The following is a 25,329-nucleotide window of genomic DNA, read 5'->3' on the forward strand; positions in this document are numbered from 1 at the left end:
CTAAGGCCCTTTGCTGCAATTGATCCCCGTCAATCACGAGATCACGATGGTTCTTCTGTCGCATCAACCCAACGATCATAAACGTCATCGATTTTAACAGGTTAGAGCGGGAGACAGACGGAAAACCGCAAACAGTTTATCGGTTTCCCGCACCATCCGCGTCAGTCGGACGCATGGCGAAGCGCCGCGGCGGCGGCAACCGGCCCGATGACGGCAAAAAACAGGGTGATTGCCATCAATATCATCAAGGGCGGCAGAAACGGGGCCGGGTCCTCGATCGCCGCATAGACGGCGCTGACGCCGAAGATCAGCACCGGAATGGCAAGCGGCAGCACCAGGATCGACACCAGCAGACCACCGCGCGGCAGCGACACGGCAACGGCCGCACCGACGGCACCGATGAAGGTGATCGCCGGCGTTCCGACAAGCAGCGTCAGCATGGTGGCGCCGATTGCAAGCTCGTCCATGTTCATGAACAGGCCGAGCAGCGGTGCAGCGATCACCAGCGGCAGGCCGGTGGCGGCCCAGTGGGCCGCGCATTTGACGAACACGGTGGCGAGCAGCGGCGTTTCCTGCATCAGCATCAGATCGAGCGACCCGTCTTCGCGCTCCGCCTGGAACAGCCGGTCGAGACCGAGCAGCGACGCGAGCAGCGCCCCGATCCACAGGATGGCAGGCCCGATCCGCGCGAGAAGATTAAGGTCAGGGCCGACACCGAAGGGGATGACGGCGACGACCGTCATGAAGAACAAAACGCCGATCATCGCGCCGCCGCCGGCGCGGATGGAAAGCTTGAGGTCGCGGAGGAAGAGCGCGATCACCTGCACGCCCCTTTCATCTCTTTGCCCGCGATCGCCAGATTACGCGTCATGCCACATGCCTCCGCCGACGCCGGCAAAGCCGGTCATCCGCAATTCCCCAGTGCGCTCGAGCCCGAGCGGCTGATGCGTGGCCGCAACGACGATGCCGCCCTGATCCAGATGCGCGTTGACCAATCCGGCAAAAAGCCTGTCGGCACCGGCGTCGAGCGCCGCCGTCGGCTCGTCGAGGATCCAGATCGGACGGTGGGCGACAAGCAGCTTGGCCATCGCCATGCGCCTCTGCTGGCCGGCCGAAAGATAGCCGAAGGGTAGGTGCGCGATCCCAGGAAGGCCGACGGCTTCCACCGCTTCGACCAGGTCCCTGCCCGAGCCACCGGGCGAATCACCCATGAAGTTTTTCCAGAAGGAAAGATTTTCCGCGACGGTCAGCTCGCGTTTCATCGCATTTCGGTGGCCGAGATAGTGGCTGAGCTCTGACGGATGGCGCATTTCAGGAGGGCCATTCTCAAGTTTGAGACTGCCCTTTTCAGCCATGAGAAGACCGGCCAGAACACGCAGCAAAGTCGATTTTCCCGACCCGTTCGGACCCGTCACCACAAGGGCTTCGCCGGCACTAAGAGCAAAGGAAATATCGTTAAAAATCAGATCCTCGCCTCGCCTCGCACTCAGACCTTCAGCCAGCAGGCGCATGAATTTTCAGTTTCCCTTTACACTCTTTGCCGCAGGGCAAAAAAAAGTCCCGATTGGACCTTGGTTGGTCTGGCACGATTTGGAGAAATTATCTATAAGGCGGCCAACACGCCAGCGGTCGGCGTGAATTTCATCCTAGCGCCGAACATGGAATGAATTTCCACGTACGGACAGCGGAAATGGCCGCACCCGCATCCCAATTCGCGCTTCATTGCGCTCGGGCGTTCGTACGTCAGTTTTTGGCGATCAGACGGAACGGGGTATTATCCAGTGTCCAAGTCCCTAGACAGTTTCAATTGTCGCTCCACGCTCACCGTCAACGGTGTCGACTACGTCTATTACAGCCTGCCCAAGGCTGAGGCGAACGGTCTTGCCGGCGTTTCGAAGCTCCCCTACTCGATGAAGGTGCTGCTCGAAAACCTGCTGCGCAACGAAGACGGCCGCTCCGTCACCAAGAAGGACATCGAGAACGTCGCAGCCTGGCTGAACGACAAGGGCACCGCCGAAAACGAAATCGCCTACCGCCCGGCCCGCGTTCTGATGCAGGACTTCACCGGCGTTCCCGCCGTTGTCGACCTCGCTGCCATGCGCGACGCCATGGTGTCGCTTGGTGGCGATCCGGAAAAGATCAACCCGCTGGTGCCCGTCGACCTCGTCATCGACCACTCGGTTATCGTCGACGAATTCGGCACTCCGAACGCCTTTGCCCGCAACGTCGAGCTGGAATACCAGCGCAACGGCGAGCGTTACCGCTTCCTGAAGTGGGGCCAGCAGGCGTTCAAGAACTTCCGCGTCGTGCCGCCCGGCACCGGTATCTGTCACCAGGTCAATCTGGAATATCTGGGCCAGACTGTCTGGACCCGTGAAGAAGACGGCGAAATCACGGCCTACCCGGACACCTGCGTCGGCACCGACAGCCACACGACGATGATCAACGGCCTCGGCGTTCTCGGCTGGGGCGTCGGCGGCATCGAGGCTGAAGCCGCGATGCTCGGCCAGCCGGTCTCCATGCTGCTGCCCGAGGTCATCGGCTTCAAGCTCACGGGCAAGCTCAAGGAAGGCGTGACGGCGACCGACCTCGTGCTGATGGTCGTGCAGATGCTGCGCAAGAAGGGTGTTGTTTCGAAGTTCGTCGAATTCTTCGGCCCCGGCCTCGACAACATGACGCTCGCCGACCGCGCCACCATCGGCAACATGGGTCCGGAATACGGCGCCACCTGCGGCTTCTTCCCGGTCGACAGCGAAACCATCAACTACCTCACCATGTCCGGCCGCGAAGAACAGCGCATTTCGCTGGTCGAAGCCTACTCCAAGGCTCAAGGGATGTGGCGCGATGGTGACGGCTCCGAGCTGGTGTTCACCGACACGCTCGAACTCGACCTCGGCGACGTTGTTCCGGCCATGGCCGGTCCGAAGCGTCCGGAAGGCCGCATCCCGCTGGAAAGCATTGCATCCGGTTTCGCAACCGCCCTCGAAGGCGACTACAAGAAGCCGGGCCAGCTTTCGAACCGCTACGCTGTCGAAGGCACCGACTTCGATCTCGGCCATGGCGACGTTGCCATCGCTGCGATCACGTCGTGCACCAACACGTCCAACCCGTCGGTTCTGATCGCCGCCGGCCTTCTCGCCCGCAACGCCGTTGCCAAGGGCCTGAAGTCCAAGCCGTGGGTCAAGACCTCGCTTGCACCGGGATCGCAGGTCGTCGGCGAATACCTCGCCAAGTCGGGCCTGCAGAAGGACCTCGACGCGCTTGGCTTCAACCTCGTCGGCTTCGGCTGCACCACCTGCATCGGCAACTCCGGTCCGCTGCCGGCCCCGATCTCCAAGACGATCAACGACAAGGGCCTGATTGCCGCCGGCGTTCTCTCCGGCAACCGCAACTTCGAAGGCCGTATTTCGCCGGACGTTCAGGCCAACTACCTCGCCTCGCCGCCGCTCGTCGTCGCCTATGCACTCGCCGGAACGGTTCAGAAGGACCTGACCAACGAGCCGCTCGGCGAAGATCGGGACGGCAACCCGGTCTTCCTCAAGGACATCTGGCCGACCTCCAAGGAAATCCAGGAGTTCATCTTCAAGTACGTGACCCGCGAACTCTACGCGACCAAGTACGCCGACGTGTTCAAGGGCGACGAAAACTGGCAGGCCGTTCAGGTTCCTCCGGGCCAGACCTACGCCTGGGACGATGGTTCGACCTACGTGCAGAACCCGCCCTACTTCGTTGGCATGGGCAAGTCCGGCTTGGGCATCTCCGATATCAAGGGTGCTCGCGTTCTCGGCCTGTTCGGCGACAAGATCACCACCGACCACATCTCGCCGGCCGGTTCGATCAAGGCGGCTTCGCCGGCCGGTTCGTACCTCATCGACCATGGCGTCGGCGTCGCCGACTTCAACCAGTACGGTACGCGTCGCGGCAACCATGAGGTGATGATGCGCGGCACCTTTGCCAACATCCGCATCCGCAACCACATGCTCGGCCCGAACGGCAAGGAAGGTGGCTACACCATCCACTATCCGTCGAAGGAAGAGATGTCGATCTACGATGCGGCCATGCAGTACAAGGAAGAGGGCGTTCCGCTCGTCATCTTCGCCGGCGTCGAATACGGCAATGGCTCGTCGCGCGACTGGGCTGCAAAGGGCACCAACCTGCTCGGCGTCAAGGCCGTGATCGCCCAGTCCTTCGAGCGTATCCACCGCTCGAACCTGGTCGGCATGGGCGTCATCCCGTTCGTCTTCGAACAGGGAACGACTTGGGAATCGCTGGCCTTGAAGGGCGACGAGATCGTCACGATCGACAATCTCGCCAACGTTCAGCCGCGCGAAAAGCGCGTCGCCAAGATCACCTATGGCGACGGCAGCGTGAAGGACGTTCCGCTCGTTTGCCGCATCGATACGCTCGATGAAGTCACCTACGTCAACAATGGCGGCATCCTGCAGACGGTTCTGCGCGACCTCGCCGCCTGATCGCTCTGGTTGCTTGAAACATTGAAAGGCCGGGATACCGCAAGGTGTCCCGGCCTTTTCACGTTTCCTATAGGTTGCCTGCCCATATCCTCACTCCAACGTGACTTCCCGTTGAAGCATCGGCGTCGTATGTAATGGACTTCCCCGTGAAGTAGGCCTGTCGGCCGCCAATGAAGTGACGCCATGACATTCGCAGACAGATATTTCCTTCGCCCCGTTGCAATGGCTTTCGGGCTTTTTGCTGCAGCGTCGGTTCCGGCTATGGCTGAGGATGGCAAGGTTATCAAAGGCGTCGTCGAACTCTTCACCAGCCAGGGCTGTTCCTCCTGCCCTCCAGCCGATGCCGCCTTGAAGAAGCTGGTCGATGACGGCGACGTGGTGGCGCTGTCCTATCACGTCGACTACTGGAACTATCTCGGTTGGAAAGACACGCTCGCCTCGACAGAGAACACAGACCGGCAATATGCCTATGCCCGCATGCTGGGTCGAAATGGCGTCTACACACCGCAGGCGATCCTCAACGGTCGCGACCACGTCAACGGCGCCAATCTGCAGGCGATCAAATCCCGGCTCGACGCCATGAAGACCGCCGGCAAGGGGCTTGCCGTTCCGGTTGATGCGAAGATCAACGGCGAGGAGATTTCGATCAAGGTCGGCGCGGGTGACGGCAAGGCAAATGTCGTCGTCGTCTATTTCGACCGGGCGAAGATCGTCAATGTCGAGAAAGGCGAAAACAGCGGCAAGAAGATCGCCTACTGGCACGCAGTGCGCGATATCCAGACCATTGGCATGTGGGATGGCAAGCCTGCGACCTTCACCCTGCCTGCAACCGTCCTGACGGAGCAGCGTGGCAAAAGCGGCTGCGCGGTGCTGTTGCAGTCGATGAAAGATGCTGAAACCCCGGGCGCGATCATCGGCGCGACTGCCGTGCTCGCCGGCCCGCAGGGCAAACTGTGAGCGGCTGCAGGACGCTTTAAGTCGGAATCGATTTAGGGAAAATAGGCGGCATGCCTGAACCATTACAGCGTCCTTTGCGCGTCATACTTGACGCGCGGCGCTGTAAGGGGTGGTTCGGCCCGGCAGCATCGAGGGGCTGGGGCTGAGGGTTCGAAGTTACCGGACCGAACCGGCCATGACTGCGTTCTTTGAAGGTCACGCAGCATGACGATCTGACCGGACATACGGTGGCAACGACTCTGTCCGTCAGCGCCCGCGAGTTTTGCGGTGAATTGGGGCGGCGATTTGACTGAAATGGGGCAGAGGCAAGAAATGCCATCTGCACCCAGCGGCTCCGGCCGGTTCCGGCTTGCTTTTCGGCTCGTGTCAGGCAAACTGTTATCGTTCTGTCACAACAGAAGGCCGGATTGCCGATGACCGATGAGCCGGATCTGCCGCGAGGCGAGGCGCGACATCAGCGCCAGACCACTTCTGAAGTGGTCGTCGATCTCTCGGAATACAAGAACGCCCGGAATGCTCCTCCCATCACCTTTCACCGCCGAGAACTCGACCAGATCCTGTGGGTCTACGGCCGCATGGTCGGCGAAGGCGAATGGCGCGACTACGCCATTGACCACCTGAAGGACCGCGCCGTCTTCTCCGTTTTCAAGCGCGCGGGCGAGATGCCTCTCTTCCGCATCGAAAAAAACCCGAAGCTGGCGGCCAAGCAAGGTGCCTTTAGCGTGCTCAACGTCCACGGCACGATTCTGAAGCGCGGGCACGAGCTCGGACAGGTCCTGAAGGTTTTCGACAAGGCGCTCAAGCTGGTCGAAACCTGAGACGCCACATCGGAACGATCGGAGAGTCAGGCCCACATGCCGGCTCTGGCTTCGCTGACATCTGCCCTCAGGCTTGATAAAGCGTATCCGGGTAGACGCCCTCGGGCGGATCGCTCGTCGCTCGATCGCCCAGCGCAAGCTGCATGATCGCGGTATCGAGCCACCGTCCATGCTTGAAGCCGGTCGCCTTCATCAGCCCATGATGTTCGAAACCCAATGATTGATGGACCGCGATCGATGCGGGATGGGCACCGCCGATGACCGCCACCATCTGGCGAAATCCAAGCGCCGTGCAGCGGCGAACAAGCTCGGCGAGCAGCATCCTTCCTGCCCCCTTCCCCCGTGCCGAAGGCGCCAGGTAGATCGAATCCTCGACCAGGAAGCGATAGGCCGTCCGCGTGCGGAAGGCCGAGGCATAGGCGTAGCCGATGATCATGCCCGCCGCGTCGATCGCGACGATGTAGGGATAACCATGGCCGACGATGGTGGAGAAGCGCGCTGCCATTTCCGCCTGCGACGGAGGCGCGACCTCATAGGTCGCCACGCCGTTCAGAACGGATTCGCGATAGATCTCGGCAATGGTGGGCAGATCGGAGACGGTGGCGTCGCGCAGGGTCAGGGACATGGAAGGATCTTGACGGTTGGATTTTTTCATTCAGTCACATGGATCGCACCCGTGGATCAAGCCCTTTTCCGGGCAACAAAAAAGGCGGCCGAAGCCGCCTTTTCCGTCAATCTCTTCAGGCTTAGTTGTTCCGGTTGCCCATGAACTGCAGCATGAACATGAACAGGTTGATGAAGTCGAGGTAGAGCGTCAGCGCGCCCATGATCGCCTTGCGGCCAGCAACGGTGCTGTCGTCGGCATCGTAGTACATTTCCTTGATCTTCTGCGTGTCGTAGGCGGTGAGGCCTGCGAAGATCAGCACGCCGATCACGGAGATTGCGAAGCCGAGTGCCGAAGAGCCGAGGAAGATGTTGACGATCGACGCGATGATGACGCCGAACAGACCCATGATCAGGAACGAGCCCATGCCGGACAGGTCCTTCTTCGTGGTGTAGCCGTAGAGCGACAGTGCACCAAACGAGGCGGCGGTCACGAAGAACGTCTGCACGATGCTCTGGCCGGTAAAGACCATGAAGATCGACGACAGCGAAACGCCCATCAGGGCCGCATAGACCCAGAACGTCATCTGCGCGGCAGAAACGCTCATGCTATTGATGCGGAAGCTCATGAAGAACACGAGACCCAGCGGAGCGAGCATGACGACCCATCTCAGGGGCGACGCATAGAGAAGTTGGGCGAATGCCGGATTGGAGACGGCAAGCGCGAATGTTCCGTAAGCTGCCAGGCCGGTGATCGCCAGGCCGAGGGCCATCAAGTTGTAGACCTTCAGCATGTAGGTGCGAAGGCCTTCGTCGATCACGGCACCCGCCTGAGCGCCGGCGGGCGACATTCGGGTTTGGTAGTTTCTCAGATCAGCCATTGTTTCCTCATTTAAGCCCCGGTTGAACTTACGGTGTCGGGCGGATGACCTGACCGATCGGCCATCATCCCATGCCCAGGCGCCGCTGCGGGGCTCCAGCATGCCTGTGGATAAATATGATGCCGAAAGCCCTTGCGTACAAGACCTTCAGACCCGTGATTCGGCACAGCCTGGGCGTTTATGGCCTTGTATGACAGGGATTTACGGTTAACTCCGTCCGCTCAGAGCTCCCGCAGGACCGGCGCCGCCTTCTGACCCAGCACACGCCAGGTGCCGGCAAGCCCGATGCCAACAGTCATCACCAGCGCAATGACGACCGTGGCAACCGCAACATCCGGCAGGAAACTCGACGGCAGCTTCATGATCCGGCTGACGACGTACCAGGCGGAGACGCCGCCCGCAAACAGCGCAAAGACCGCGGTTGCAAGGCCAAGGATGATGTATTCGTAGCTGAAGGCACGGATCAGCGTGGCGCGCGTGGCGCCCAGCGTCTTCAGCACCACCGCATCGTGGATGCGCGCCCGATTGCCGGCAGCAAGCGCGCCGGCCAGCACCAGGACGGAGGCGACGAGCGCGACGGCGGCGGCAGCACGGATCGCCGTTGCCAGCTGCCCGAGAAGCGCGTTCACAATGTCGAGAGCATCCTTTACCCGCACGCTGGTGATCGTCGGATAGGCGTTGGTCACGGCTTTCAGCACCGTCGCCTCCTCCTCCGGCGTCGCGCCGGGATCGATCACCGTTGCGAGCCACGCATGCGGAGCGCCGGCAAAGGTGTTGGGCGAGAATACCATCACGAAGTTGATCGACAGCGATTCCCATTCGACATTGCGGAAGTTGGCGATCTTGGCGGTGATGTTGCGGCCAAGCACGTTGACCGTCACCATGTCGCCGATCTTCAATCCGAGCTCGCGCGCCTCTTCCGCCGAAAACGACACCAGCGGCTCGCCGCTATGGTCGGGCGCCCACCAGCTGCCTTCTGCAAGCGTCGAATTCTCCGGCTTGTTCTTGGCATAGGTGATGCCGCGGTCGCCGCGCAGCACCCACTGGCCACTCGGCGGGACGTTGCGACTGTTCACGTCCTCGCCGTTGAAGGCGACGATACGGCCGCGCAGCATAGGCACTTCGATGACCTTGCCATCAGGCATCGATCCGTTGAGCAGCGCGCGGAACCCCTCGATTTCGCTTCCCTGGATATCGACGAAGAAGAAATTGGGCGCCCGCTCGGCCATGCTGCCGGTCAGTTCGCGCCGAAGATTGCCGTCGATCAACGCAAGCGTGACGAGAAGCGCAAGACCGAGGCCGAGCGACAGCACCACCGAAGGCGTGAGCGCGCCCGGTCGATGGATGTTGCCGATCGCCAGCCGTAACGACGGCGAGTTGACGCGCGGGCTACGGCGCGCAAGCCATGAGATCAGCAGCGAGACGAGACGCAGAACGATGAAGGCGAAGGCGATCGCGCCGAGGAACACGAGCGAGATGTAGCGGTCATAGGCGGTCCAGATGGCAAGTCCTGCAAGCGCGCCCAGGCAGGCGAACGCGCCGACCAGATAGGGCCATGCGGGAAAGCCCGAGGGGTCGAAGCCCTGCTGGCGAAAGAGCGCTGTCGCCGGGATGCCGCGTGCGCGGCCGAGCGGAAGGATGGCGAACGCAAGCGCCGTCAACACGCCGAACAGGGCGGCGATGCCGAGCGCACCGGGATAGAGCCTGAACTCCGTCGAAATCGGTAGCAGATCGGCAAGAAACTGTGCGGCGACGAAGGGAATGAGCGCACCGAGAACAAGCCCTATGGCGATGCCGATCAGAGCGATCAGGAGGATCTGCGACAGATAGATCATCGCCACCAGCGAGGCAGGCGCACCTAGGCACTTGAAGGTGGCTATGACGCTGCGCTTCTGGTCGAGATAGGCGCGCACGGCATTGGCGACACCAACGCCGCCGACGATCAGGGCCGTCAACCCGACAAGCGTCAGGAACTGCGAAAAACGGGTGATATTGGCGGTCAACGACGGGGCCGCGTTGGAGCTGGTGCGGATCGACCAGCCGGCCGACGGAAAGCGCGTCTCGGCGTCGCCGCGGACCGCGTCGACCCGGGTCGGATCGCTCACCTTCACCTTGTAGCCGTGTTCGACAAGACTTCCCGTCTGCACGAGACCCGATGCGTTGAGCGTTTCATCCGAAACCATCAGGCGCGGTGCGAAGCCGAATCCGTCGGAGAGCGCATCCGGCTCGCGCACGATCTTGCCTGAAATCTTGATGCGGGCATTGCCCAGCAGGATTTCATCACCGACGGAAATGCCGAGGCGATCAAGCAACAGCGGTGCGGCCACCGCACCGAACACGTCGCCCTGCCGCGCCAGCAGACTGCCAAGCGGCTGATCCGGTTGGCTTTCCAGCTTGCCATAGAGCGGATAGGCTGCATCGACGGCTTTCAACTCGACGAGTGCCTGGTTCGATCCATCGGGCAAACGCGCCATGGAGCGAAGGCCCGCTGAAACCGAGACGGGTCCGAGCCCGTCGAGGAACGCGCGCTCCTCTGTCGTTGCCACCCGGTTGTTGAGCTCGAAGCGGATGTCGCCGGCAAGCAGCTCGCGCCCCTGGGACGCGATCGTCGCGGTGATCGATTGCGACAGCGAGTTGACGCCGGCGATCGCCGCCGTGCCAAGCGCGATGCAGGCGAGGAAGATATAGAACCCCTTGAGGCCGCCGCGCATTTCGCGCAACGCCAGCCGCAGGGCGAGCAGTGGGCGCAGTCGGATCGCGAGGGCCTCGCTCATGCGGATGCCGCTTCCTGGCGCTGCGTTTCGACGACCGGTTCGAACGCGCCACTGGAAATGATCTCGCCGGAGCGCACCCGCACCTGCCGCGAGCAACGGGCCGCGAGCGCTGCGTCATGGGTGACCAGCACCAGTGTCATGCCCCGGTCACGCTGTTCGGCGAAAAGCAGATCGGCGATCTGCGGCCCGTCTCGTCATCGAGATTGCCGGTCGGCTCATCGGCGATCAGCAGCTTCGGCGACGGCGCGAGTGCACGGGCGATCGCCACGCGCTGCTGCTCGCCGCCGGAAAGCTGGCCGGGATAGTGGCTCAAGCGCTCGCCGAGGCCGACGGCCACAAGCTCCTTGCGCGCGATCTCGAAGGCGCCGGGAACATTGGCGAGTTCGAGCGGCACGGCAACGTTTTCGAGGGCTGTCATGTTGGGGATGAGGTGGAAGGATTGGAAGACGATGCCGATGTTGCGCCCGCGGAAGTCGGCGACCCTGTCCTCGTTCAGCCGGTGCAGCGGCGTGCCGTCGATAATGATTTCGCCGCGGTCCAGCCGTTCAAGGCCAGCCAGCACCATCAGCAGCGTCGACTTGCCCGAACCGGAAGGCCCGACGATGCCGACGGACTCGCCGGCGTCGATTGTCAGGCTCATGCCTTTCAGCACATGCACCGAGGCCGCGGCTTCGCCGAGGGTGAGGTCGGCATTTTTGAGCTCGATGATGGTACTGGCCAAGCGAAACAATCCTATATGAAACGGAAAGGGAATAAGAAAACAGCACCCGCGATTTAGGAACAGACCCATGGCATTAAAAGGATTTCAACGGTTTTTCTTGGGGCTCGCAATGACAATTGCGTTATCGGCGGCAGCACGGGCCGAAACGATCAGCCTCGTCGGCTTCGGCGACAGCCTGATGGCGGGTTATCAGCTGCCTCCCGAGGATGCCTTCCCGGCCCGGCTTGAAAAGGCGTTGAAGCAAAAGGGCCTCGATGTCACGGTGGCGAACGCCGGCGTTTCTGGCGACACCAGCTCAGGCGGCCTTGCGCGCATCGACTGGTCGATACCCGACGGCACCAAGGGTGTCATCCTGGAGCTTGGCGCCAACGACGCGTTGCGCGGCATTCCGCCGGAAGAAACCCGCAAGAACATCGAGGCGATGATTTCACGATTGAAGGAGCGCGGCATCGCCGTGCTGCTCGCCGGCATGATGGCGCCGCCGAACATGGGTGCTGACTATGCCGCCCGGTTCAATCCGATCTATCCGGAACTCGCAGAGAAATACGGGCTGCAGCTCTACCCCTTCTTCCTCGACGGCGTTGTCACCGACGCAGCACTCAAGCTTGAGGACGGCATGCACCCGAACGGCAACGGCGTCGGCACGATGGTCGATAAGGCGCTGCCCGTGGTCGAACGTTTCATTGCAACATTGTCAAAGGCGGAGTGAACAAATCATCCACAGTTAAGAGAGTGTTAATATTCGCAAGCGTCAAATAGTAGTTGCCTGCAGACTCGATGCGTGATTCGCTGAGACATCTGCAAGAGATTCGGGGAGCTCGCCATGCCGAGACTATTCACCGCCCTCGAAATTCCGCGCAATGTTGCGATGAGTCTTTCATTGCTGCGCGGAGGTCTTCCCGGAGCTCGCTGGATCGATGTGGAGAACTACCACATCACCTTGCGCTTCATTGGTGACGTCGACTGGCGCACCGCAGACGAGATCATCGACAAGCTTGACCGGATCGAAAGACCGGAATTCCAGCTGCAACTGACCGGCACCGGCGCCTTCGGCTCGAAGAAGCCACACTCGGTCTGGGCTGGGGTCAGCAATCACCCGGAAATGTACGCGCTGCAGGCCGAAATCGAGCGCATCTGCCAGAGGCTGCGGCTGCCGGCCGACCCGCGCAAGTTCACGCCGCATGTCACGCTTGCAAGGCTGCGCTCCAGCCGCGTCGAGGATGTGGTCGAATATCTCTCCGGACGCGGCAACTTCATGGCCTCACCCTTCACCGTCTCACGTTTCGTGCTTTTGTCGTCGCGCGATTCCGTCGGCGGCGGCCCCTACCTCACCGAAGAGGTGTTTCCGCTTCACGAAGTCCGCTCTTCCAGCCTTTCCAGCAACGACGAGCATCCGGCCTCCAACATCTGGTAAAGGCGTTTGAACGCTTCGGGACCGTCATAATAGGGATCAGGAACGTCCTGGTCCCGCCCCGAAGCGTAGCTCAGAAACAGATCGATCCTGTCTTCAAGCCCCGCCGGCGCGAGCTGGCGAAGCGTCTTGACGTTCTCCCCATCCATGCCGAGGATCAGGTCGAACGCCGCAAAGTCGGCCTTTGAAACCTTGCGCCCGCGAAGGCCGGAAATGTCGATGCCGTGCCGGCGCGCCGCCTCGATCGACCGGCGGTCCGGTGGATCGCCGATATGCCACCCACCCGTACCGGCAGAATCGACAGAAATCTGTGACGCCAGACCCTTTTGCGCCGCGAGCTCGCGCAGCACGCCTTCAGCCAGAGGTGACCGGCAGATATTGCCGAGACAAACAAAAAGAATTCGGACCGGTTTCATGCTATCCATTTCAAGGAGATAAGAGGCCAGCCGACTTATACGCGGCGGCACAGCCTTGGAACAGACGCGGTGAAAGGGAGGAACGGATGAGGCCGGAGAAACTCGACGAGGCGGCAATCGCCGAGCATTTGCACAAGATGGAAGGGTGGGTGCGCGCCGAAGACGGCGCCTCCATCTGGAAAGCTTTTCGCTTCAAGAATTTCGTCGAGGCTTTCGGCTTCATGACGGAGATGGCGATCGTTGCCGAAAAGCTCGATCATCACCCGGAATGGTTCAACGTCTACAACCGCGTCGACGTGACGCTCACGACGCACGACGCCAGCGGCCTCACCGAACTGGACTTCAAGCTGGCTGCCAGAATGGACAAGGCTGCGGCCGGCCGCATGCCCGACCATTTGAAATAGATTTTGAAATGGATCTGGCACTTCCCATATTGTTGAGCGTTGCAACATCGGAAGCGAGGCGATGGACGACGTAAAGATTGGTGAAATTCTCCTGCCCGGCGAAGAATCCGAACAGGAGCGCAGGGAAAAGCGCGTCAAGCGACGCTTCTGGCCGACCTTTCGCCGCGCCGCCCGGCAGATACCGTTCAGCCGGGAACTCGTGGCTGCCTATTATTGCGCGATCGACCCGAAGACGCCGACGCGCACGCGCGGCATCCTGCTGGCGGCACTGGCCTATTTCGTGCTGCCGCTCGACTTCCTTCCCGATGTGCTCGCCGTCGTCGGATTTTCCGATGATGTCGCGGTTCTGACTGCCGCCTTTGCCGCCATCAGCGGGCAAATCAAGGAAGCCCACTACCTCAAGGCCGACGAGACGCTGGCCGACAATCCCGAGGAATGACCGCGGAAAATGCGGTCCGTCCGTGTGTCCGCCGTATTCCTGCCCAAAAGTCAAACTCTTGCCCAATTCTTTGTGGCATAGACATTTTGGAACGACACGCATCGAAACGTCTTGGTTGAGACGCGCGTTGTTTGGAATGGCATGGGGCAGGAAACGATCCGGAAGAGCTGTTCGAGGCGCCGAACACTCGACGCCGGAAGAGCGCTCCAAAAAATTGACGGACGGCAGATCTGCGGATGCTGGAGCGAAGGCGACAAATGCTTCGTTTCGGGGCTGAAACCAGCGGATTTTGGCCCTCGTTGACGGTTTGGTAACCTGAATTAAGTCACAACAATTGAAATCATGACTACGCGTCGCCCGTCTGACCTGTTTCGGGTGATCGAAAAGCAAGAAAAGCGGCAGGACCTCATGTTTGTAAGAAAGATCGCAACCGCAATCGCACTCGTTCTGGCAACCGCCAGCATGGCTGCCGCCCAGTCTCCGACGCGCATCCAGCAGTTCAACGCCTGGGGCGCCTATTCCTACAATTCCGGCGGCGGCAAGGTCTGCTATGTCCTGTCGGTTCCGAAGGAAAAGAGCCCGGCCGGCGTCGACCACGGCGACATCTTCTTCCTCGTTTCCCAGCGCCCCGGCCAGAACATCAGCTACGAGCCGCAGGCCATGATGGGCTACCCGCTGCAGGAGAACTCGAAGGTCAACGTCGTCATCGACGGCCGCACCTTCGTGATGTTCACCAAGGGCAACTCTGCCTGGGTCGAGAACGCCGCTGAAGAGCCGGCGCTCGTTGCCGCGATGAAGACCGGCAAGGCGATGTCGGTCAACGCCAAGTCGCGCAAGGGCACCACGACCACCTACGCCTATTCGCTGTCGGGCATCTCGGCTGCACTGAAGCAGATCGAAGCCTGCAAGTAGGCTCTCGCCACTTTGGCAGAACACAAGGCCGGCGCCTGACGCCGGCCTTTTTGCATTCAGGATTGACGCCTGCGCGTGACTCTTGAGCAAAACAATGCTACAGCCCCGGCAAATTAAGAGCCCCCGCGCCCTATTGGCCGCGCTTGAAGGCTCGACCGATTTCAATTCGAGCATCAGGACAATCTCCGGACCCTTCTCCGGACGGGCGTTTTCTGTACGACAGGACACCAGAGCATGGCAGCCACTGAAATCTTGAACCGGGTGGATACCGTCAAGGCACCGCAGGCGCGCATCGCACCGCAGGCCGAGAAGCCTTCGCTGATCGGGCTGTTGCGCGAGGACATGGCCAAGGCCCTGGTCGAAAAAGGTATTCCCGAGCGTCAGGTGAAGATGCGCGTCAGCCAGCTCTGGCACTGGCTCTACGTGCGCGGTGTTTCCGACTTCGACGAGATGCTGAACGTCTCGAAGGACATGCGCGAGATGCTGAAGCAGCATTTCACCATCGCCCGGCCGGAGATCGTCGAGGAGCAGACCTCGGGCGACGGCACCCGCAAGTGGCTGCTGCGCTTTCCCGCCCGCGGCGCCGGCCGCCCGGTCGAGATCGAAACGGTCTACATCCCCGAAGAGGGCCGCGGCACGCTCTGCATCTCCAGCCAGGTCGGCTGCACGCTCACCTGTTCCTTCTGTCACACCGGCACGCAGAAGCTGGTGCGCAACCTGACGGCCGAGGAAATCCTGGCGCAGCTGCTGCTCGCGCGCGACCGGCTCGGCGACTTCCCGGAGCGCGACACGCCCCAGGGCGCGATCGTGCCGGCGGAAGGCCGCAAGATCACCAACATCGTCATGATGGGCATGGGCGAGCCGCTCTACAATTTCGAGGAGGTCAAGACCGCCCTGTTGATCGCCTCCGACGGCGAGGGCCTGTCGCTCTCCAAGCGCCGCATCACGCTTTCGACCTCCGGCATCGTGCCCGAGATCTATAGGACCGGCGACGAGATCGGTGTCATGCTGGCGATCTCGCTGCATGCGGTGCGCGACGACCTGCGCGACATGCTAGTGCCGATCAACAAGAAATATCCGCTGAAGGAACTGATGGATGCCTGTCGCGCCTATCCGGGCCTGTCGAACGCGCGCCGCATCACCTTCGAATATGTGATGCTCAAGGACGTCAACGACAGCCTCGAGGACGCCAAGGAACTGGTGAAGCTCTTGAAGGGCGTGCCGGCGAAGATCAACCTCATTCCGTTCAACCCTTGGCCGGGCACCAACTACCAGTGTTCCGAGTGGGAGCAGATCGAGAAATTCGCCGATTTCATCAACCAGGCGGGCTACGCCTCGCCGATCCGCACGCCGCGCGGCCGCGACATCCTGGCCGCCTGCGGCCAGCTGAAGTCCGAATCCGAGCGCATGCGCAAGGTCGACCGGCTCGCCTTCGAAGCAATGATGATTGCCAATCACGGCGAGGACTGAGCCATCAGGTGGGTGCGGCGCGGTTTTCCGCCCGCATTTCACCTTTCACGACTCAAAGACGATCGCAACGCCCTCGGATTGTGTCGATCCGCACCATCTCAACCGCAGGCATGTCGTGATCGATGAAGAACTTTGATGGGTGATGCAGTTCCTATCGATTGATTTCATGTCACCGGTTTCCTAAGAAAGCGGGCAATCAATCTAGGAGGACACCCATGCGCTCACTTCTCGTCGCCCTTGCCGCCACGGTGGCATTTACCCTGCCCGCACGCGCCGATGAGGTGACCGTCGCCGTAACCGCGATCGTCGAACACCCGGCTCTCGATGCCGCACGCGACGGTGTGAAGGACGCGCTGGCCGCAGCCGGCTACAAGGAGGGCGAAAACCTCAAGTTCCTCTACGAGTCCGCCCAAGGCAACCCGGCGACCGCAGCACAGATCGCCCGCCAGTTCGCCGGTGAAGCGCCTAATGTCATCGTTCCGATCTCGACCCCGTCGGCCCAGGCCGTCGTTTCCTCGACGCGCGATATTCCGGTGGTCTTCACCGCCGTGTCCGACCCGATCGGCGCACAACTGGTCAAGGACATGGACAAGCCGGGCGGCAACGTCACCGGTCTTTCCGACATGTCGCCGGTCGCCGAGCACGTCGCGCTGATCAAGGAAATCCTGCCGAACGCCAAGTCGATCGGCTACCTCTACAACTCCGGCGAAGCCAACTCCGTGTCGCTTCTGGCAGTCTTGAAGACGGAAGCCGAAAAGGCCGGCCTGACCGTGGTCGAATCCGCGGCAACGAAGTCGGCCGAAGTCCAGGGTGCGGCCCGCGCACTCGTCGGCCGCGCCGACGTGATCTACGTTCCGACCGATAACACGATCATCTCCGCGCTCGAAGGTGCGATCGCCGTGGCTGAGGAAGCCAAGTTGCCGCTCCTCACCGCTGACACGGATTCGGTCGCGCGCGGCTCGCTCGCGGCTCTCGGCTTCAACTACTACGATGTCGGCAAGCAGACCGGCGAAATCGTCGTTCGCATCCTCAAGGGCGAAAACCCGGGTGATATCGCCGTCAAGGTTGCCGCCGGTTCCGACCTGGTGATCAACAAGAAGGCCGCTGAAAAGATGGGCGTCACCCTTCCGGAAAGTGTCGTCAAGCGCGCTACACGCGTTGTCGAATAAGGCTTTGAGCCTTTTCAGGTTCAAGTTTATTGCGTTTTGGCCGCCCTCGTTCCATACGAGGGCGGTTCGTTATTGGAGCACGGCGTTTCCCTCGGGGCACGCAAGATGCGCTCTGACAGTTTGAAGCTGCGCCGACGCCGGATCTCTGGACGTCATGGCCAACCGGAGACGCCGCGCTGATAGAACAAGCTTAAGGCGCGCGGCAAAAAAAGAGGGTCGGGGGTTTGAGTCAAATCGCTTTCTGGGGAGCCGTCGAACTGGGGCTGGTCTACGCCTTTGTCGCCGTCGGCGTCTTTCTCGCATTCCGGGTTCTCGACTTCCCTGACCTGACGGTCGACGGTTCGTTCCCGCTCGGCGCCGCGGTGACCGCGGTGCTGATCATCGCCGGCGTCAACCCGTGGATCGCGGCCTGTGTCGCCATGGTGGCGGGTGCCGCCGCCGGCATCGTCACGGCGATGCTCAACGTGCGCTTCAAGATCCTCAATCTGCTGGCCTCGATCCTGACGATGATCGCGCTGTTCTCGGTCAATCTGCGCGTGATGGGCAAACCCAACGTCGCGCTGATCAACGCCGACACCATGCTCTCGCCGTTCTTTGGCCTGGGGCTTCGTGATTTCTACGTTCGCCCGCTGTTCATCGGCATCCTGGTGCTCGTTGCCGTCATCGTCGTCTGGCGCTTCCTCGAAAGCGATGCGGGTCTTGCGATGCGGGCAACCGGCGCCAATGCGCGCATGGCCCGTGCGCAAGGGGTCGACACCAACCGGCAGATCTATCTCGGTATGGCGATCTCGAACGCGCTCGTTGCCTTCGGCGGCGCGCTCTTTGCCCAGACCAACGGCTTTGCCGACGTCACTTCCGGGGTCGGTACCATCGTCGTCGGCCTTGCAGCCGTCATTATCGGCGAGACGCTGCTCGGCGCCCGCGGCATCCTGATCGCGCTGATCGGCTGCGTGCTCGGCTCGATCCTCTATCGCATCGCCATCCAGCTGGCGCTGTCGACCGACATGCTCGGCTTGCAGGCCTCCGATCTCAATTTCGTGACCGCCGTGCTCGTCACCTTCGCCCTCATCCTTCCCCGACTTCGTCGCGGAGGTGCGGCATGATCAGCGTCAAGAACATCCAGGTCGTCTTCGGCAAGGGAACGCCGCTGCAGAAGCAGGCGCTGAACGGCGTCGACCTCACAATCGAGCAGGGCTCCTTCGTCACCGTCATCGGCTCCAATGGCGCCGGCAAATCGACGTTGCTCGGCGTTCTCGCCGGCGACGTGCTGCCGAGTGCGGGCCAGGTGACGATCGGCAAGACCGATGTGACCCGCAAGGGCACCGCCGCTCGCGCCGGCCTTGTCGCCCGCGTGTTTCAGGATCCGCTGACCGGTAGCTGCGGTGCGCTTTCGATCGAAGAGAACCTGGCGCTCGCCGCCAAGCGCGGCGAGAAGCGTGGCCTGATGGCAGCGCTCGGGCCGAAGCGCCGCGAACATTTCCGCGAGCGCATCGCCGAGCTTAATCTCGGCCTCGAAAACCGCATGGGCGACCGCATGGACCTGCTTTCGGGCGGCCAGCGCCAGGCGGTCTCGCTGGTCATGGCGACACTTGCCGGCTCCGAAGTGCTGCTGCTCGACGAACATACCGCCGCCCTTGATCCCGGGATGGCCGAGTTCGTTATGAACCTCACCCAGAAGATCGTTTCCGAGCGTAGGCTGACGACGATGATGGTTACCCACTCGATGCGCCAGGCGCTCGACTATGGCCATCGCACCGTCATGCTGCATGGCGGCGAGATCGTGCTCGACGTTGCCGGCGACAGCCGCAAGGAATTGCAGGTCGAGGACCTCATCGCCATGTTCCGCCGCATCCGCGGCCAGACGCTCGACGACGACGCGCTGCTGATCGGCTGACCCCGTCGCTTACGGGGCGATCAGAGCTTGCCCCTCATCTGCCTGCCGGCATCTTCTCCCCGTAAAGACGGGGAGAAGAGACAAGTGGCAATCTCTCAGCCGTTCTCCGGCAAACGGCGTGAAGTGCCATCTACCGTTTCACACGTCTCCCCATGCTGCTCCGGCGATCGCCGTTGCCGCCGAACGATGCAGCACGTGCTCTTCTCCCCACATGCGGGGAGAAGATGCCGGCAGGCAGATGAGGGGCGAAACCCTCCGAAGACGCCCTATCGCGCGTCGTCATGAAGATCTTCACCGCAAAGACAGGGAAGACGCCGGCAAAACTGTAGTCGAGCGCCCGCATGAACCCCTTGTTGCGCTGCAGCCAGGAGGACAGCCAGTCGGCGGTAAATACCACCAGCATGTTTACAGGCATGCCGATGACGATGAACATCGCGCCGAGGAACAGAAGCTTGCCCGTCACCGATGCATCGTTGGCGCTGACGAACTGCGGCAGGAAAGTCATGAAAAAGATGATGACCTTGGGGTTGAGCAGGTTTACCCAGAAGCCCGACGAGACGTTGGAAAGAGCCGTACCGCCGGAACCTTCGACGGTCTTGACCGAAAGCGTCGATCCGTGGCGGATCGCCTGAACCGCAAGCCAGAGCAGATAGGCGGCACCTCCGGTCTTCAGCACCATGAACGCAGCAGGCGAGGCCGTGATCAGCGCCGAGATGCCGAAGGCGACCAGTAGGGTGTGAACGACGATGCCGAAGCTCGTCCCGAGCACCACGAATAGGGCGGCCTTCTTGCCTTGCGACAGCGCGCGGCTGATCGAAAGCGTCATGTCCGGCCCCGGCGTTGCCGCAAGCAGCAGCGTGGCGGCAGCAAAGCCGAACAGCGTGGGCAGGCTGGGAAGGAAGTCCATGTGCGCGATTCCTGGAACACTCGGTGACCTCGTCTATTCCGGAGCGTCGGCTTTTGCCAGCGGATTTGGGTGTCGCAGCGTTCTTCCGCTTGTATCCAGGCGTGTTCCGGATAAAGTGCCGCAGAATTTCCAAGGCGGCACGCCGCCCTCTTCCAAGACCAGACGGACGGAAACCATGGCATCGCATAAAGACGTGAAAAAGGTCGTTCTCGCCTATTCGGGCGGTCTCGACACCTCGATCATCCTGAAGTGGCTGCAGACCGAACTCGGCGCCGAAGTTGTGACGTTTACGGCAGACCTCGGCCAGGGCGAAGAACTGGAGCCGGCGCGCAAGAAGGCCGAGATGCTCGGCATCAAGGAAATCTACATCGAGGATGTGCGCGAAGAGTTCGTGCGCGATTTCGTCTTCCCGATGTTTCGCGCCAACGCCGTCTATGAGGGCGTCTACCTGCTCGGCACCTCCATCGCGCGTCCGCTGATTTCCAAACACCTGATCGACATCGCCAAGAAGACCGGCGCTGACGCGATCGCCCACGGCGCCACCGGCAAGGGCAACGACCAGGTTCGCTTCGAGCTGTCGGCATACGCGCTCAACCCCGACATCAAGATCATCGCTCCATGGCGCGACTGGTCGTTCAAGAGCCGCACCGACCTGCTCGAATTCGCCGAGAAGCACCAGATCCCGGTCGCCAAGGACAAGAAGGGCGAGGCTCCCTTCTCTGTCGACGCCAACCTCTTGCACTCCTCCTCCGAGGGCAAGGTTCTGGAAGATCCGTCGCAGGAAGCCCCGGAATACGTGCACATGCGCACGATCTCGCCGGAAGCGGCTCCCGACAAGGCAACCGTCATCAAGGTCGGTTTCGAGCGCGGCGACGCCGTCTCGATCAACGGCGTGCGCCTTTCGCCGGCAAACCTGCTGGCAAAGCTCAACGACTACGGCCGCGACAATGGCATCGGCCGGCTCGACCTCGTCGAAAACCGCTTCGTCGGCATGAAGTCGCGCGGCGTCTACGAGACCCCCGGCGGCACCATCCTGCTGTCGGCACACCGCGCGATCGAATCGATCACGCTCGACCGTGGCGCCGCCCACCTCAAGGACGAGCTGATGCCGCGCTACGCCGAGCTGATCTATTACGGCTTCTGGTTCTCGCCGGAGCGCGAGATGCTGCAGGCGGCGATCGACAGGAGCCAGGAGCATGTCGAAGGCGAAGTGACGCTGAAGCTCTACAAGGGCAATGTCATGGTCACCGGCCGCGAAAGCCCGAAGTCGCTCTATTCCGACAAGCTGGTCACCTTCGAAGACGACCAGGGCGCCTACGACCAGAAGGATGCTGCCGGCTTCATCAAGCTGAATGCGCTGCGCCTGCGCACGCTGGCTGCACGCAACCGTTAAAAGCGGCAAGCACCTGACAAGAAAAAGCCTCCGCGACCCGGTCGCGGAGGCTTTTTTCGTTTCGTCTTATTCAGCCGCTTCCGGCAGGGGCTGCGTGCCATCGACTGGCGCCGCCAATGGCGTCAGGCGAACGGTGCGGCGATACCAGAGATAGCTGAACACGCAGAGAAGGCCGAAGCTCGGAATGATCGTGCCGAGCGCCAGCACCGGCACGCCGACAACGGCCGCCAAGGCGCCGCCGAGAAGGCCGGCGCCCATCTGGATGAAGCCCATCATCGCCGACGCCGTACCGGCGATATGCGGGAAAGGCGCCATGGCCGCCGTCATCATGTAGGGCATGACGAAGGCGATGCCGAAGGCGTAGACGCCGACCGGCGCCATCACCGCCAGGAAGCTCGGTTCGAGCGCGTGCATGGTGTAGGCGAGCGCCACACTGCCGAGCGCGATGAAACAAAGACCGACCGGCACCAGCGCCTGCGGCGTGAACCGCCGCATTAACAGCCGCACCGTGACCGTGCCCGAGAAGAAGAAACCGGATTGCATCAGCATGCCGACGCCGAATTCGGTCGGCGTCAGCCCGACCGTGCCGATCAGGACGAAGGGCAGCATCGTCGCTTGGGCGTAGAGCGCGCCGACGGCGCCGGCAATCACCAGGGTCGAGGAGACGAAGCGGGTATCTGTCAGAAGCTCGCGATAGGCGGCAAGGATCGGCCGCAGATGGCCCTTGGCCGGATCGGGCGTCGCGGTTTCGGCCATGAAGAACTGCACGCAAACGCAGGCCATCAGCGCAAAGCCGACCATCAGGAAGAAGATAGACTGCCAGCCGAAGAGGCCAAGCGCCAGGCCGCCGAGCGTCGGCGACACCGCCGGCCCGATGGCCAGCATCATGCCGATCATGTTCATGATCCGCGCCGCCTGAAGGCCGGTGAACTGGTCGCGCACGATGGCGCGCGCAACCGTCATGCCGACGGAGGCGCCGATGCCCTGCACCAGGCGCCCGGCGAGCAGGACCGCGACCGATGGGGCAAAGGCTGCCATCAGGCTGCCGGCGAGGTAGATGGTCATGAAGATCAGCGTCGTGCGCCGGCGGCCGATGACGTCGGAGAGCGTGCCCGAAACCAGCTGTGCGAAGGCGAAGCCTGCGAAGTAGAGCGACAGCGTCATCTTGATCGCCGCCTCGCTGGAGGAGAAGGCGCGGACCAGTTCGGGCATTGCCGGTGTATAGAGCGCCATGGAAACGGGGCCGAGCGCGACAAGGAAGGCGCCGATGATGCTGGTGCGCCGTTCGCTCATGCGGCGCGTCATGGCTTTGCACCCTTCTCCTTGCCGGCGACGCACGGATCGAGGCCGCGCAAATTTTCGCGCAGGATACGCAGGTTGGCGCAGAGCATGTCGCGCGTCGCCTCGTCGAGCCCTTCCGTATAGGCATTCATCATCTCGCGCAGCCCCGCCATCAGCTCGGCGAGCAGCGGATCGGCCTTGTCGGTGATGACGACGTTCTTGGCGCGGCGGTCGGCCGGGTCGGGCAGACGGGCAACCAGCTCCATCGCCTCCAGCCGGTCGAGATAGGCCGACAGCGTCATCGGCTCGATGCCCATGCGCGTGGCGATTTCCGCCTGCTTGATGCCCTCGGTCAGCGCCACCTGGATCAGCGTGCGCGCTTCACCGGGCGTGATGCCGAGATCCATGGCGTTGACCTTGCGGTCAAAAGCGCCACGCAGAAGGCGGGAGACATCGGTCAGCAACATGCCGATGGTTTCGGATTCGAGTTTTGTCGGCATCAGGATCGTTCACGAGAGATATAATAAGTTTTCCTTATCATACCCCTTGCCAACTTTCAACGCGGGAGCGGCGAGGCTCAGCCCTCGAGCTCCTCGCGCAGCATCTCCAGTTCCAGCCATTCCTCTTCCATGCGGGCGAGATCGCCGCGAAGCTTTTCCAGCTCCTTCGCCAGTTTCGCAAACGTATTCGGGTCCTTGGCAAAGAGGTTGGGGTCGGCCATCCGCTCCTCGCGCTTGGCTGCCTCCGCCTCCGCCTTGGCGATTTCCTTCGGCAGGTTTTCGAGTGCAAACTTCTGCTTGTAGGAGAGCTTGCCCTTGGCCTTCGGTGCCTCGGCTGCGGGGGCAGCGGCATCGGCCACCTTGGCCTTTTCCGCCTTCTCCGTCTTGCGCCGCTCTTCGATCGCGCCCTTGCGCTGCGCCATCATGTCGGTGTAGCCGCCGGCATATTCGATCCAGCGGCCGTCAGGCGCTTCGGGATTGGCCGGCGCGATGGTCGAGCTCACGGTGCGGTCGAGGAAGTCGCGGTCGTGGCTGACGAGGATGACGGTTCCGGCAAAGCCGGCGACGACCTCCTGAAGCAAGTCCAGCGTCTCGATGTCGAGATCGTTGGTCGGCTCGTCGAGGATCAGCAGGTTGGTGGCGCGGGCGAGAATGCGTGCCAGCATCAGCCGGGCGCGCTCACCGCCCGACAGTTCGCGGATCGGGGTGCGCGCCTGCTCCGGCTGGAACAGGAAGTCCTTCATGTAGCCGGTGACATGGCGCTGCTCGCCGTTGACAATCAGGCACTCGCCCCGGCCGTCGGTCAGGTAGTGGGCCAGCGTATCGTCGAGGTTGAGATCCTCGCGCTTCTGGTCGAGCGTCGCCATCTCAAGATTGGTGCCGAGTTTCACCGTGCCGGTATCCGGCTCGATCTGCCCGGTCAGCATCTTCAAAAGCGTCGTCTTGCCGGCACCGTTCGGGCCGACAAGGCCGATCCGGTCGCCACGGTGCACGCGAATGGAAAACGGCGCAACGATCGTCCGCTCGCCGTAAGCCTTGGTGATCTTCTCCGCCTCGATCACCAGCTTGCCCGATTCCTTGGCGTCGGAAGCCGCCGCCTGAACGGAGCCCTGCGGCCCCTTGTGGCCGCGATGGCGCGAGCGCATGTCCTGCAATTCGCCGAGACGACGCATGTTGCGCTTGCGCCGGGCGGTAACGCCGTAGCGCAGCCAATGCTCCTCGCGCTCGATCGCCTTGCCGAGCTTGTGCTGCTCCAGCTCTTCCGCCTCCAGCACCTCGTCGCGCCAGGCCTCGAAATGGCCGAAGCCGCGGTCGAGCCGGCGGGATTGGCCGCGATCGAGCCAGACCGTCGCGTTCGAGACCTTTTCGAGGAAGCGCCGGTCGTGCGAGATCAGCACCAGGGCCGAACGGCTGCGGGTCAGCTCGTCTTCGAGCCATTCGATCGTCGGCAGATCGAGATGGTTGGTCGGCTCGTCGAGCAGCAGGATATCCGGCTCCGGCGCCATCACCCGGGCAAGCGCTGCGCGGCGCGCCTCGCCGCCGGAAAGGCGTGCCGGGTCTTCTTCGCCGGTCAGACCCAGGTGCTGCAGTAGGTAAGCGACGCGATACGGGTCGTCGCTTGGGCCAAGGCCCGACTCGGCATAGGCCTGCACCGTGTCGTAGCCTTCGAAATCCGGTGCCTGGGGCAGGTAGCGAACGGTCGAGGACGGATGGCGGAAGACCTCGCCCGATTGCGCTTCGGCAAGACCGGCGGCGATCTTCATCAGCGTCGATTTGCCGGAACCGTTGCGCCCGACAAGGCAGATGCGATCCCCCGGCTCCACCTGCAGGTTGGCGCCGGCCAGAAGCGGCGTGCCACCGAAGGTCAGGAAGATATCGTCGAGTTTCAGAATGGGAGGCGCCAAGGC

Annotated in this window: 22 protein-coding genes and 2 pseudogenes; 13 read left to right on the forward strand and 11 right to left on the reverse strand. The window is 62.1% G+C overall.

All coding sequences use genetic code 11. The features are described 5' to 3' along the window. Positions 1-161 precede the first annotated feature (161 nt). Both ccmB and ccmA read right to left on the reverse strand, forming a co-directional pair. Positions 162-821, reverse strand: a complete 660-nt coding sequence (gene ccmB, locus BKP54_RS22720) for a heme exporter protein CcmB (RefSeq protein ID WP_025425186.1) — start codon at positions 819-821, stop codon at positions 162-164. A gap of 39 nt (positions 822-860) precedes the next feature. Continuing rightward, positions 861-1,511, reverse strand: coding sequence for a heme ABC exporter ATP-binding protein CcmA (ccmA, locus tag BKP54_RS22725; RefSeq protein WP_025425187.1), 651 nt, complete (start codon positions 1,509-1,511; stop codon positions 861-863). 270 nt (positions 1,512-1,781) lie between these two features. On the opposite strand from ccmA, the gene acnA reads away from it, so the two are divergent. The 3 genes from acnA (at position 1,782) to BKP54_RS22740 (ending at position 6,247) form a co-directional block, all read left to right on the forward strand. After that, on the forward strand, positions 1,782-4,472 hold the full coding sequence (gene acnA, locus BKP54_RS22730) for an aconitate hydratase AcnA (protein ID WP_025425188.1): 2,691 nt from the start codon (positions 1,782-1,784) through the stop codon (positions 4,470-4,472). Between the two features lie 183 nt (positions 4,473-4,655). Continuing rightward, positions 4,656-5,429, forward strand: coding sequence for a thioredoxin family protein (locus tag BKP54_RS22735; RefSeq protein WP_025425189.1), 774 nt, complete (start codon positions 4,656-4,658; stop codon positions 5,427-5,429). 413 nt (positions 5,430-5,842) lie between these two features. Beyond that, complete coding sequence (locus BKP54_RS22740) at positions 5,843-6,247, forward strand: DUF2794 domain-containing protein (protein WP_038576579.1); 405 nt, start codon at positions 5,843-5,845, stop codon at positions 6,245-6,247. A gap of 67 nt (positions 6,248-6,314) precedes the next feature. Here the strand turns inward: BKP54_RS22740 and BKP54_RS22745 are convergent, their stop codons facing one another. The 4 genes and pseudogenes from BKP54_RS22745 to BKP54_RS22760 form a co-directional block, all read right to left on the reverse strand. Further along, positions 6,315-6,872: a GNAT family N-acetyltransferase gene (locus tag BKP54_RS22745; protein ID WP_025425191.1), complete on the reverse strand. Its 558-nt coding sequence runs from the start codon at positions 6,870-6,872 to the stop codon at positions 6,315-6,317. Positions 6,873-6,993: 121 nt separating this feature from the next. Continuing rightward, a complete protein-coding gene (locus BKP54_RS22750; RefSeq protein ID WP_025425192.1) occupies positions 6,994-7,731 on the reverse strand; it encodes a Bax inhibitor-1/YccA family protein in 738 nt (245 codons plus the stop codon). Positions 7,732-7,952: 221 nt separating this feature from the next. Next, complete coding sequence (locus tag BKP54_RS22755) at positions 7,953-10,505, reverse strand: ABC transporter permease (RefSeq protein ID WP_025425193.1); 2,553 nt, start codon at positions 10,503-10,505, stop codon at positions 7,953-7,955. Next, positions 10,502-11,226 (reverse strand): annotated as a pseudogene (locus BKP54_RS22760) (ABC transporter ATP-binding protein). Before BKP54_RS22760 ends, BKP54_RS22755 begins: the two are co-directional and overlap by 4 nt. Positions 11,227-11,293: 67 nt before the next feature. Here BKP54_RS22760 and BKP54_RS22765 point away from each other — a divergent pair. Beyond that, positions 11,294-11,935 (forward strand): arylesterase, encoded by a 642-nt coding sequence (locus BKP54_RS22765; protein ID WP_025425195.1) that lies wholly within the window; start codon positions 11,294-11,296, stop codon positions 11,933-11,935. 114 nt (positions 11,936-12,049) lie between these two features. Then, positions 12,050-12,640 (forward strand): RNA 2',3'-cyclic phosphodiesterase, encoded by a 591-nt coding sequence (thpR, locus tag BKP54_RS22770; protein WP_025425196.1) that lies wholly within the window; start codon positions 12,050-12,052, stop codon positions 12,638-12,640. Here the strand turns inward: thpR and BKP54_RS22775 are convergent. Beyond that, complete coding sequence (locus tag BKP54_RS22775) at positions 12,577-13,053, reverse strand: low molecular weight protein-tyrosine-phosphatase (protein WP_025425197.1); 477 nt, start codon at positions 13,051-13,053, stop codon at positions 12,577-12,579. The two genes, thpR and BKP54_RS22775, sit on opposite strands and share 64 nt — an antisense overlap. Before the next feature lie 86 nt (positions 13,054-13,139). On the opposite strand from BKP54_RS22775, the gene BKP54_RS22780 reads away from it, so the two are divergent. From BKP54_RS22780 to BKP54_RS22810, 7 genes are all read left to right on the forward strand, one after another. Further along, on the forward strand, positions 13,140-13,457 hold the full coding sequence (locus BKP54_RS22780) for a 4a-hydroxytetrahydrobiopterin dehydratase (protein WP_025425198.1): 318 nt from the start codon (positions 13,140-13,142) through the stop codon (positions 13,455-13,457). A 61-nt stretch (positions 13,458-13,518) separates the two neighbouring features. Continuing rightward, positions 13,519-13,896, forward strand: a complete 378-nt coding sequence (locus BKP54_RS22785) for a YkvA family protein (protein ID WP_025425199.1) — start codon at positions 13,519-13,521, stop codon at positions 13,894-13,896. 408 nt (positions 13,897-14,304) lie between these two features. Continuing rightward, a complete protein-coding gene (locus tag BKP54_RS22790) occupies positions 14,305-14,808 on the forward strand; it encodes an invasion associated locus B family protein (protein ID WP_025425200.1) in 504 nt (167 codons plus the stop codon). Positions 14,809-15,042: 234 nt separating this feature from the next. Continuing rightward, a complete protein-coding gene (rlmN, locus tag BKP54_RS22795) occupies positions 15,043-16,278 on the forward strand; it encodes a 23S rRNA (adenine(2503)-C(2))-methyltransferase RlmN (RefSeq protein ID WP_025425201.1) in 1,236 nt (411 codons plus the stop codon). Positions 16,279-16,493: 215 nt separating this feature from the next. Then, a complete protein-coding gene (locus BKP54_RS22800; protein WP_025425202.1) occupies positions 16,494-17,447 on the forward strand; it encodes an ABC transporter substrate-binding protein in 954 nt (317 codons plus the stop codon). Between the two features lie 224 nt (positions 17,448-17,671). Continuing rightward, positions 17,672-18,550 carry an ABC transporter permease gene (locus BKP54_RS22805; protein WP_025425203.1) on the forward strand — a complete coding sequence of 293 codons (879 nt, stop codon included), beginning with the start codon at positions 17,672-17,674 and terminating at the stop codon, positions 18,548-18,550. Beyond that, a complete protein-coding gene (locus tag BKP54_RS22810) occupies positions 18,547-19,341 on the forward strand; it encodes an ABC transporter ATP-binding protein (RefSeq protein ID WP_025425204.1) in 795 nt (264 codons plus the stop codon). The genes BKP54_RS22805 and BKP54_RS22810 overlap by 4 nt, the downstream gene beginning before the upstream one ends. Before the next feature lie 277 nt (positions 19,342-19,618). On the opposite strand, the pseudogene BKP54_RS22815 reads toward BKP54_RS22810, so the two are convergent. Continuing rightward, positions 19,619-20,248: pseudogene (locus BKP54_RS22815) on the reverse strand (LysE family translocator); the annotation flags it as partial. 175 nt (positions 20,249-20,423) lie between these two features. On the opposite strand from BKP54_RS22815, the gene BKP54_RS22820 reads away from it, so the two are divergent. Beyond that, positions 20,424-21,641, forward strand: a complete 1,218-nt coding sequence (locus BKP54_RS22820; RefSeq protein ID WP_025425206.1) for an argininosuccinate synthase — start codon at positions 20,424-20,426, stop codon at positions 21,639-21,641. Between the two features lie 66 nt (positions 21,642-21,707). On the opposite strand, the gene BKP54_RS22825 is transcribed toward BKP54_RS22820, so the two are convergent. The 3 genes from BKP54_RS22825 to BKP54_RS22835 all read right to left on the reverse strand — a co-directional run bounded on the left by BKP54_RS22825 (position 21,708) and on the right by BKP54_RS22835 (position 25,326). After that, the gene (locus BKP54_RS22825; RefSeq protein WP_025425207.1) at positions 21,708-22,946 is read right to left on the reverse strand and encodes a multidrug effflux MFS transporter; all 1,239 of its coding nucleotides are present in this window, start codon (positions 22,944-22,946) and stop codon (positions 21,708-21,710) included. Then, complete coding sequence (locus BKP54_RS22830) at positions 22,943-23,422, reverse strand: MarR family transcriptional regulator (protein ID WP_025425208.1); 480 nt, start codon at positions 23,420-23,422, stop codon at positions 22,943-22,945. Before BKP54_RS22830 ends, BKP54_RS22825 begins: the two co-directional genes overlap by 4 nt. A gap of 77 nt (positions 23,423-23,499) precedes the next feature. Further along, positions 23,500-25,326 carry an ABC-F family ATP-binding cassette domain-containing protein gene (locus BKP54_RS22835; RefSeq protein ID WP_084815011.1) on the reverse strand — a complete coding sequence of 609 codons (1,827 nt, stop codon included), beginning with the start codon at positions 25,324-25,326 and terminating at the stop codon, positions 23,500-23,502. Positions 25,327-25,329 lie beyond the last annotated feature (3 nt).

Origin of the sequence: Ensifer sp. 1H6, from assembly GCF_001976035.1 — a bacterium.
GTDB classification, from domain to species: Bacteria; Pseudomonadota; Alphaproteobacteria; order Rhizobiales; family Rhizobiaceae; genus Ensifer; species Ensifer canadensis.

Bases quoted from the DNA above. Each gene is read 5' to 3' on its own strand.
- BKP54_RS22820 (WP_025425206.1), top strand. From the start codon at position 20,424: ATGGCATCGCATAAAGACGTGAAAAAGGTCGTTCTCGCCTATTCGGGC.
- BKP54_RS22745 (WP_025425191.1), bottom strand. From the start codon at position 6,872: ATGTCCCTGACCCTGCGCGACGCCACCGTCTCCGATCTGCCCACCATT.
- BKP54_RS22800 (WP_025425202.1), top strand. From the start codon at position 16,494: ATGCGCTCACTTCTCGTCGCCCTTGCCGCCACGGTGGCATTTACCCTG.
- BKP54_RS22740 (WP_038576579.1), top strand. From the start codon at position 5,843: ATGACCGATGAGCCGGATCTGCCGCGAGGCGAGGCGCGACATCAGCGC.
- BKP54_RS22775 (WP_025425197.1), bottom strand. From the start codon at position 13,053: ATGAAACCGGTCCGAATTCTTTTTGTTTGTCTCGGCAATATCTGCCGG.
- BKP54_RS22785 (WP_025425199.1), top strand. From the start codon at position 13,519: ATGGACGACGTAAAGATTGGTGAAATTCTCCTGCCCGGCGAAGAATCC.
- ccmA (WP_025425187.1), bottom strand. From the start codon at position 1,511: ATGCGCCTGCTGGCTGAAGGTCTGAGTGCGAGGCGAGGCGAGGATCTG.
- BKP54_RS22735 (WP_025425189.1), top strand. From the start codon at position 4,656: ATGACATTCGCAGACAGATATTTCCTTCGCCCCGTTGCAATGGCTTTC.
- BKP54_RS22790 (WP_025425200.1), top strand. From the start codon at position 14,305: ATGTTTGTAAGAAAGATCGCAACCGCAATCGCACTCGTTCTGGCAACC.
- thpR (WP_025425196.1), top strand. From the start codon at position 12,050: ATGCCGAGACTATTCACCGCCCTCGAAATTCCGCGCAATGTTGCGATG.
- BKP54_RS22755 (WP_025425193.1), bottom strand. From the start codon at position 10,505: ATGAGCGAGGCCCTCGCGATCCGACTGCGCCCACTGCTCGCCCTGCGG.
- BKP54_RS22825 (WP_025425207.1), bottom strand. From the start codon at position 22,946: ATGACGCGCCGCATGAGCGAACGGCGCACCAGCATCATCGGCGCCTTC.
- BKP54_RS22750 (WP_025425192.1), bottom strand. From the start codon at position 7,731: ATGGCTGATCTGAGAAACTACCAAACCCGAATGTCGCCCGCCGGCGCT.
- BKP54_RS22780 (WP_025425198.1), top strand. From the start codon at position 13,140: ATGAGGCCGGAGAAACTCGACGAGGCGGCAATCGCCGAGCATTTGCAC.
- BKP54_RS22810 (WP_025425204.1), top strand. From the start codon at position 18,547: ATGATCAGCGTCAAGAACATCCAGGTCGTCTTCGGCAAGGGAACGCCG.
- rlmN (WP_025425201.1), top strand. From the start codon at position 15,043: ATGGCAGCCACTGAAATCTTGAACCGGGTGGATACCGTCAAGGCACCG.
- BKP54_RS22765 (WP_025425195.1), top strand. From the start codon at position 11,294: ATGGCATTAAAAGGATTTCAACGGTTTTTCTTGGGGCTCGCAATGACA.
- BKP54_RS22830 (WP_025425208.1), bottom strand. From the start codon at position 23,422: ATGCCGACAAAACTCGAATCCGAAACCATCGGCATGTTGCTGACCGAT.